Origin of the sequence: Pedobacter sp., assembly GCF_035317785.1 — a bacterium.
In the GTDB taxonomy this organism is placed as follows: Bacteria; Bacteroidota; Bacteroidia; order Sphingobacteriales; family Sphingobacteriaceae; genus Pedobacter.
In genome coordinates this window covers 1-4,542 of the sequence record NZ_DATHGC010000286.1, presented here as the reverse complement: position 1 = coordinate 4,542, position 4,542 = coordinate 1, and the positions used below count along the sequence as shown (strand labels likewise).

Annotated in this window: 5 protein-coding genes; all 5 read right to left on the bottom strand. The window is 39.2% G+C overall.

The window, feature by feature from the left end:
- Positions 1–414: PD-(D/E)XK nuclease family transposase (locus VK541_RS17560; protein WP_324371650.1), on the bottom strand; the 414-nt coding region annotated here is incomplete at its 3' end.
- A 265-nt stretch (positions 415–679) separates the two neighbouring features.
- Positions 680–1,456 (bottom strand): M90 family metallopeptidase, encoded by a 777-nt coding sequence (locus tag VK541_RS17555; RefSeq protein WP_324371649.1) that lies wholly within the window; start codon positions 1,454–1,456, stop codon positions 680–682.
- 188 nt (positions 1,457–1,644) lie between these two features.
- On the bottom strand, positions 1,645–2,391 hold the full coding sequence (locus VK541_RS17550; protein WP_324371648.1) for a LytTR family DNA-binding domain-containing protein: 747 nt from the start codon (positions 2,389–2,391) through the stop codon (positions 1,645–1,647).
- A 4-nt stretch (positions 2,392–2,395) separates the two neighbouring features.
- Entirely contained in the window at positions 2,396–4,012 is a 1,617-nt protein-coding gene (locus VK541_RS17545; protein WP_324371647.1) for a sensor histidine kinase, read from the bottom strand.
- 235 nt (positions 4,013–4,247) lie between these two features.
- Positions 4,248–4,542, bottom strand: a 295-nt coding sequence (locus VK541_RS17540) for a hypothetical protein (protein ID WP_414692626.1), incomplete at its 5' end; no start/stop codon positions are given.

Genomic DNA, 4,542 nt, shown 5'->3' with positions numbered 1-4,542 from the left:
CGCATAGGCCCAGGCCCTGCGGTTGCCACGCGGAGCCTGCTCGGTAATGAGCCTTGAAGCGTAAAATAATGAGCGTTCCTTAAAGTTCTTCTGATATTGCCGCTGCATCTCAACCAGGAAAAAGGTACCGTCCTGATCTTTGCAAACCATATCAATAGTAGCGCCGCCTTCCTCATGTGTTTCCCCGGGATATTCGTTCTTGAGGACTTCGAGGGAAACTACCTGGCGATTACCCTTAAGGACCTGATTGATAAAACAAATGGTTAGATCTGCATTTTGCTGAGAAGCAAACAGCCGTTTGAAACCAACATCGTCGAGCGGATCAAAAAAATAAGGATCATTATTCTTCTGGCTATGGCGGTAAGCAAGTACTGGTTCCGCAAGCGTATTTTCAATGATATCCTCTTGTTGCATGGCTGATTGATTTGAGACAAAGATAAGGAGTATTTATCTAAAAATAAAGTAAAAATAAATAATTAAGAAATACAATAGTACTATTAGATTAATATTTTGGAATATAATTTAAAATATTGTGTCGATTTCCAAAAATCTAATAGATTTAAAGCATCTTCCTGTGATCTAAAATTTTAAATAAAATTCAAGAGTCTCTTCAAATTGCCTGCTTAAATTTGGAGTTATTCATTGTAAATCAACAAACCTTCGACGGATTTGAAAATATTTATGACTTTCCCGGATCCTGCCCAAATATTTTGGTCAGCAGCTCATACAATTTCGGGTGCCTTTCCTGCATCTTCTCTGGTTTCTCAAAAAAATATTCAGAAGCAACAGCCAGAAATTCAGCCTCATTGGTCAGGGCATAAGGATTGATATCAGAATTTCCCTGCTCGATACGGTGCATTTCCCCATGCATCATTTTCAACCAGGGAACAGTATATTCATGAGCCAGCAAGTTTTCCGGAACACCATCTGTGGCCCCATCAGATTTGTCCAGCAAATGTACAAATTCGTGGATGGCAGTATTTTCATTGCCCGATGCTTTGGAGAATCCCCTCAGCAGCGCCGCCCGGGACAATAGCATTTGACCGTTCATATAGCCTGAACCCACCATGCCCATGATACTCCTGTTTTCACCTTCAAACTGATAATCCTGATCAAAGGTGTCAGGATAGAGAATCACATTGGTCAGGTTCTTATACTTCCAACCTGGAAAGCCAAAGATCGGAATGATGGCGCTCGAAGCCACCAGTACCCGGTCGGTATCGGAAATCCCGGTACCTACGCCCTCAATCTTGACATATCCCAGAAATTCAAGGACGAGCTCCTCAAATAAGCTTTGCTTTTCCTTGTCCAGCTTTTTATAGAAACCTACTCTCTCAGTGAGGATACTGATATAGCTGCCCTGAAGCGTTTCAGGCAAAACGGTTTTAGTACCCTTATTGCGGAGGATAAAATAAGCAATCGCTGCAAGCAATAAGACACTGATGAAAATGGACATATATGTTATACTTCGATGGAAATTTTTACCCTAAACCTATTCTCCTTATAATATTCATTCATCAATTTAACAGCCTTGATCAATTCATCTTTAGGCATTTTTTGAGATTTCTTAACAAATCCGTTTTTATTCTTTCCTTCCTTCCTTTTTTGTCTGAATTTGACGATGAATAAATAAAATTATCTTTCTTAAAGCTGTTGCAAGGCTTGTTTTACAGTGTCCTTGTTGGGCTTAGAAATGGGTATTTTTTCTCCGGACATTAAGAGCAGAATACCACCATCTTCTTTTAACCAGCTTTTTACATACTTTGGATTTACCAAATGGCTTTGGTGCGTCCTTAAAAATCCGCTGGGGCGCAGTAAATCTGCATACTCTTTGAGTGATTTAGAAACCAATATTTTTTCACCACCCGAAAGGAAGAAGTGGGTATACGTATTGTCTGCCTCGCAACGTATAATCTCTGACAAAGTCACATATCTGATTTCGCTTTGCATCTGCAGGGCAATTTTGCTAACCGGCGTTTCTGGCTTCTTTAATTGTTGCAGTAAAAAATCGAGCTGCGAAGTTGGTAATTGCGCCTCCAGTTTGTGTTCAGCTTTATCTACCGCACTTATCAATTCTTCAATATCAATGGGTTTTAAAAGATAATCCAGGGCGGCAAATTTTACAGCTTGTATGCCATATTGATCGTAAGCAGTAACAAAAATAACTTCGAAATTACGCGCTGGAAGCAGTTTAAGTACATCAAAACCTGTTTGCTCACCCATTTGAATATCCAGAAACACCAAATCAGGCAAATATTTTTCAATAGCATCAACCGCATCACTTACATTTTGCGCTGTTGCCAATATAGTAACCTGCGGACAGTGCTTTTCCAGCAAAGCCCGCAGATTTTCTAAGTTGGAAATTTCGTCATCTATTAAAATTGCCCTCATGATATTATAGCCAGTCGGTTAATGTTAAGCGTACTTCAGTGCCGTTAATGGTAGATTGTATGGCTAAGGTAAAGCGATTTTCTTTATAAATGCTGTTTAGGAGTCCAATCCTGCTGTCACTTAGTGGCAGACCCAGACCATTATACTTTTTCCCTGTGTCAAATCCATTTCCATTATCGGCAACAGTCAAGACCAAATCATTTGCTTGCTTAACAAATGTGATCACCACTCTTCCATCAGTAGCCTTTTGCGATATCCCGTGCTTTACCGCATTTTCTACAAAAGGTTGCAGCAGCATACTTGGTATTTCTATATTAGCTAAATCTAAGCTTTCGGATTGGTTAATTTCGTATTGAAAACCGAACCGCAGTTGTTCCATTTGCAGGTAATCGTCTAATAAGGTTTTTTCTTGCGCTAAGCTAATCAATTCTTTACTATCCAATACGTTACGGGTTAACCGGGCAAATTTAGAAAGGTATTTGTTGGCATTGTCTGTTTCGTTTTTATTCATTAAATTTTGAATCCCGGAGAGTGCATTGAACAGGAAATGAGGGTTTAACTGGGAACGAATGGAGTTAAGCTGTAACTTTGTAATGTTCTTTTGCTGCTCATTTTCTGCCAGCTTTTTTTTGTTTCTTTTTTTGATGAAGTAAAGGATGATTAGAAAGATTAGTCCAATGGATAATGCGACGATCAGCGTATAGATCAGAAGTTCTTTTTTGGTATAGTTTTCTTCATCTAAGGTGATGGAAAGGGTATGTCTGGTTACATATTTTTCAAAGTCTTTACCGGAAAGATCGCAGTCAAGGCACCCCTCGCGTCTAATCAATGGCTGAATGATAATTTCATAATCACCCGATTTTTTGAAGATGCTTCTTTCGATTTTTACATAAGGCGAAAATTGGCGGGATTCTTCAAGGTACCCGCCGTATTTCCAGGTAGTTGATTCGAAAATTATTTTATTAGTTTGCTTGTCTTTTATTGAAGTAGAGTAGAGATAATCAATATCTGATTTATCTTTTATAAGAGTCAATTCATCGTCTTTTTCAGTGAAAGTAAGCTTTGTGATGTCTTTTGGATTGGTGATCCAGCTATAATCAACACCTTTGTCAGTTTTGAAACGCTTTGCAAAACCTCGAATTTTCGCTCTCGGAATAGGCTTCCCGTAAAAAACGGTTGTGTAAACATCCTGAGGCTTTTGGATGTCGTATGTGATTATTGTAATGACTTTATCTTTGATAGGAAAGGTGCCAAAAGTGGTAGAGCGTAATACTTCTTCGTCCCCCGCGTGGGCATCCTTCAGTTGCGTTATGTCGATCGGTTTGTTTACAACTATTGGCTTGTTATTTTCCAAAATTGTGTACCGATAGTGCTGTGGGCTATCTGTCTTCCTAAAATAGATCTGAATATTTACATTGTGGACTTCTGGTAAGAAACTGAAAGCCGTATGAGGTTGATTTTGAAATACATTGGCATAAAAAACGTTTTTGGCGGCACTGTCGACACACATGAGCATTTTTCCCCCCGCAGCGTAGATGCGATTAAAGTTGATGCCTTTTTGCGCATTTACCGTGGATAGCGCAATCATGAAGCTGAGAAATGTGAAGATGATCTTTTTCATAATGTTAAGTTCAATTTTCATCAAACTTGTAGCAATAATAGCGAAACTACAACCATAAAACAGGAATGGCTGTGTTTGAACTAGTGGACGTGTTGTTTTGTGCAGTATTTGTAGATTATTCCATCTTCATTTTAACCCCGGTTATAGCCCTATGTTTTTAATCGCATTTGTCTCCAGCAAGATATTTAGGCTCAAAACCAGTAAACTCTCACAAGGTTAGTTTGAAAGAGCAGATCTACAACTTCCTTATTTCATCAACACTAAGTTCAGTCAGCTCCTGAATCTCCTCAAGAGAAGCCCCTTTATTTTTCAACTTAGTAGCCACCTTTACAGCATTTTCATGAGCACCCTTGACTTGACCTCTCGCTTCGCCTAAGGCCTTACCAATAGCCTCACCAATAGCCCTTCCTTTTTCTTCGCCCATCTCCTTTGCTGTTTCCAGGACACTGTAATAGTCCCATCTTTGTTTAGTTTTAGCGCTTATCATATTCTTTTCGGTTTTAGTTAAATTCATATACCTGGCTGCTTCG

Bases quoted from the DNA above. Each gene is read 5' to 3' on its own strand.
- VK541_RS17545 (WP_324371647.1), bottom strand. From the start codon at position 4,012: ATGAAAAAGATCATCTTCACATTTCTCAGCTTCATGATTGCGCTATCC.
- VK541_RS17555 (WP_324371649.1), bottom strand. From the start codon at position 1,456: ATGTCCATTTTCATCAGTGTCTTATTGCTTGCAGCGATTGCTTATTTT.
- VK541_RS17550 (WP_324371648.1), bottom strand. From the start codon at position 2,391: ATGAGGGCAATTTTAATAGATGACGAAATTTCCAACTTAGAAAATCTG.